We start from the raw sequence: 3,221 nt of genomic DNA, 5'->3' as shown, positions 1-3,221 counted from the left end.
AAAATGGCGGCCTGGCGCGCGAACGCGCTGGCGGCCTTGCCCATCACGAACGGCGCGCGCGTCATGCTTTCGACGCCGCCCGCGATCATCAAGCGTGCCTCGCCCGCCTTGATCGCGCGCGCGGCGGTGCCGACGGCGTCCATGCCCGAGCCGCACAGCCGGTTCAGCGTCGTGCCCGGCACGGCGGTCGGCAGGCCCGCGAGCAGCGCGGACATGCGTGCGACGTTGCGGTTGTCCTCGCCGGCCTGGTTCGCGCAGCCGTAGATCACGTCGTCGATTGCCGACCAGTCGACGTTGCGGTTGCGTTCGATCAGCGCCTTGAGCGGCACCGCGCCGAGATCGTCGGCACGAACGTCTTTCAGGGCGCCGCCGTAGCGGCCGATGGGGGTGCGAATCGCGTCGCAGATGTAGGCGTCGGTCATGGGTGTGTCGATGTGCAACGAACCCGCCGGCTGGCGGATTCGTTCATGGTAGGGAACGTGACGGCGTTTGCACGTCGGCCATTCGGGTTATGCCGTCTGGCCGGCTTCCGCGGGCACTGTCTTCGGCGCAACATGGACGCGGCTTTGCACCACGCGGAACCGGTTGGCGACGAACGCCGGGTCGGCCAGCGCCGCGTTGGCGGCCGGGTTCGCACCGGTGCCGTGGAAGTCGGAGAATGCGGCCGACTGGTTGACGAATACGCCGCCCGTCAGGTTGATCGACAGCGCGACGCCGCCACGCACCGCCGCATCGTGCGCAGCGTCGAGGATCTTGTCGTCGGTGCTGTAGACGGAGAGCGTCAGCGCGCCATGTTCCGCGGCGATTTCGCCGGCGAGATCAAGCGACTGCGCGGTCGAGTCGGTCGCGATCACGAACGAGATCGGGCCGAACCACTCCTGCGTGAATTTCGCGCGGTCGGCCACGTCGAGCTGCAGCACGAGCGGCGTACGCACGCGAGCGTCGGTGAACGTCGGGTGCTGGAGCGTCTGGCTGTCGGCGAGCACGCGGCCGAGCTTGCGGGCGTCGTCGATGCGTGCGGTCACGCCGTCGTTCTGGATCGCGCCGATCAGTTCGACCGAGCGCGCCGGGTCGCCGGTCAGCTTCTGGACGGAGACGGCGATTGCCTGGGCGACTTCGTCGAAGCTTGCATGGCCGTCCGCCGTCCGGATGCCGTCGCGCGGCACGTAGATGTTCTGCGGTGCCGTGCACATCTGGCCGGAGTACAGCGCCAGCGAGAACGCGATGTTCTTGGCGGCGGCCTTCAGGTCGTCGGTCGAGTCGATCACGATCTGGTTGACGCCTGCTTTCTCGGTATACACCTGTGCCTGATGGGCATGGCGTTCGAGCCACGTGCCGTTTTGCGTGCTGCCCGTGAAGTCGATCAGCTTGATTTCAGGGCGCAGCGCGAGGTCCTGCACGAGGGCGCCGTCGTTCGGCTCGGTCGCGAGGAGCGTGACGACGTTCGGATCGAAGCCGGCTTCGCGCAGCACGTCGCGGGCGATGCGGACCGTGATCGCGAGTGGCACGATCGCGCCCGGGTGGGGTTTGACGATCACCGTGTTGCCGGTCGCCAGGTCGGCGAACAGACCGGGGTAGCCGTTCCAGGTCGGGAACGTGCAGCAGCCGAGCACGAGGCCGGTGCCGCGCGGGACGATCGTATAGCGCTTGTGCATCGCGAGCGGCGGGTTCTTGCCTTGCGGCTTTTCCCAGTGCGCATCGGCAGGGATGCGACGCAACTCGTCCCATGCGTAGGCGACGGCTTCGAGCGCGCGATCCTGCGCGTGGGGGCCGCCGGCCTGGAACGCCATCATGAACGCCTGGCCCGTCGTGTGCATCACGCTGTAGGCAATCTCGAAGCTCGCGCGGTTCAGCCGCGCGAGGATTTCGAGGCTGACGCCGATCCAGGCGCTCGGCCCGGCTTCGCGCCATGCACGCTGGGCAGCGGCGGCCGCGGCGATCAGCTCGTCGGGCGTCGATTTCGGATAGCGGATGCCCAGCGCGATCCCGTACGGCGACTGCTCGGCGCCGACGGTGCCGCCGGATGCCGGCTGGTCGAGCACGAACGTGTTGCCGAGGTGTGCCTTGAACGCCGCTTCACCCTCGGCGTTGGCGCTTTCCCCGTACACTTTGGGACTCGGCATTTCCGCGAACGGGCTCCAGTACCCGCGGCTCTCGATGGCGGCGAGGGCGTGTTTCAGCGTGTCTTCGTGCTTCGTGAACAGTGCATGGGTCATGACGGCGGCCTGATGGACGTTGAGAAGGGTTGGATCGATTAATTAACCGACCGGTTGGTCGGAGAATGGTAGCATCAAACTATTCGCATGTGCGAGGCGTTTCTCATTTCATTGATCGAGGAGAAATAGATGTCTTACGAGAACATCCTGGTGGAGACCCGGGGGCGCGTTGGGCTGGTCACGCTGAATCGTCCGAAGGCGCTGAATGCGCTGAACGATGCGCTGATGGATGAGCTGGGTGCCGCGCTGAAGGCGTTCGACGCGGACGACGAGATCGGCGCGATCGTCGTGACGGGGAGCGAGAAGGCGTTCGCGGCCGGAGCCGACATCGGCATGATGGCGACCTATTCCTATATGGATGTTTACCGCGGCGATTACATCACCCGTAACTGGGAGACGGTCCGCGAGATCCGCAAGCCGATCATCGCCGCCGTGGCGGGCTTCGCGCTCGGCGGTGGCTGCGAGCTCGCGATGATGTGCGACATCATCTTCGCGGCGGATACGGCCAAGTTCGGCCAGCCCGAGATCAAGCTGGGCGTGATGCCGGGCGCGGGCGGCACGCAGCGCCTGCCGCGCGCGGTGTCGAAGGCGAAGGCCATGGACATGTGCCTGACCGCGCGCTTCATGGATGCGGCCGAGGCCGAACGGGCGGGACTCGTGTCGCGCGTGCTGCCGGCCGACAAACTGCTCGACGAAGCGATGGCGGCTGCGACGACGATTGCCGAGTTTTCACTGCCGGCGGTCATGATGGTCAAGGAGTCGGTGAACCGCGCGTACGAGACGACGCTGGCCGAGGGCGTTCATTTCGAGCGTCGACTGTTCCATTCGTTGTTCGCGACCGAAGATCAGAAGGAAGGGATGGCGGCATTCGTCGAGAAGCGGAAGCCGGTATTCAAGAACCGCTGATTCGGCTACTGCTGGGTGGTGCCTGGCGAGTGATGGGTGCCGGTCGCCGGCATGATTGCCTGGTGCCACGTGCCCGAAGCCCCCGTGCGCGGCAGCGCA

The 3,221-nt window shown here is 66.5% G+C and carries 3 protein-coding genes; 1 reads left to right on the top strand and 2 read right to left on the bottom strand.

All coding sequences use genetic code 11. From position 1 onward, the window contains the following. On the bottom strand, positions 1–422 hold a 422-nt coding region (locus tag U5771_RS34785), incomplete at its 3' end, for a beta-ketoacyl synthase N-terminal-like domain-containing protein (RefSeq protein ID WP_322028131.1). An 87-nt stretch (positions 423–509) separates the two neighbouring features. Next, the gene (paaN, locus tag U5771_RS34780) at positions 510–2,216 is read right to left on the bottom strand and encodes a phenylacetic acid degradation protein PaaN (protein WP_322028130.1); all 1,707 of its coding nucleotides are present in this window, start codon (positions 2,214–2,216) and stop codon (positions 510–512) included. 129 nt (positions 2,217–2,345) lie between these two features. Between paaN and U5771_RS34775 the strand changes: the two genes are divergently transcribed. Then, positions 2,346–3,122 (top strand): enoyl-CoA hydratase, encoded by a 777-nt coding sequence (locus U5771_RS34775; RefSeq protein ID WP_322028129.1) that lies wholly within the window; start codon positions 2,346–2,348, stop codon positions 3,120–3,122. Positions 3,123–3,221 lie beyond the last annotated feature (99 nt).

It is taken from the genome of Burkholderia sp. BCC1977 (genome assembly GCF_905339595.1).
Classification (GTDB): domain Bacteria; phylum Pseudomonadota; class Gammaproteobacteria; order Burkholderiales; family Burkholderiaceae; genus Burkholderia.
This window is presented reverse-complemented; position numbering and strand designations above follow the sequence as displayed.

Coding starts and splice junctions, on each gene's coding strand:
- paaN (WP_322028130.1), bottom strand. CDS start 2,216: ATGACCCATGCACTGTTCACGAAGCACGAAGACACGCTGAAACACGCC.
- U5771_RS34775 (WP_322028129.1), top strand. CDS start 2,346: ATGTCTTACGAGAACATCCTGGTGGAGACCCGGGGGCGCGTTGGGCTG.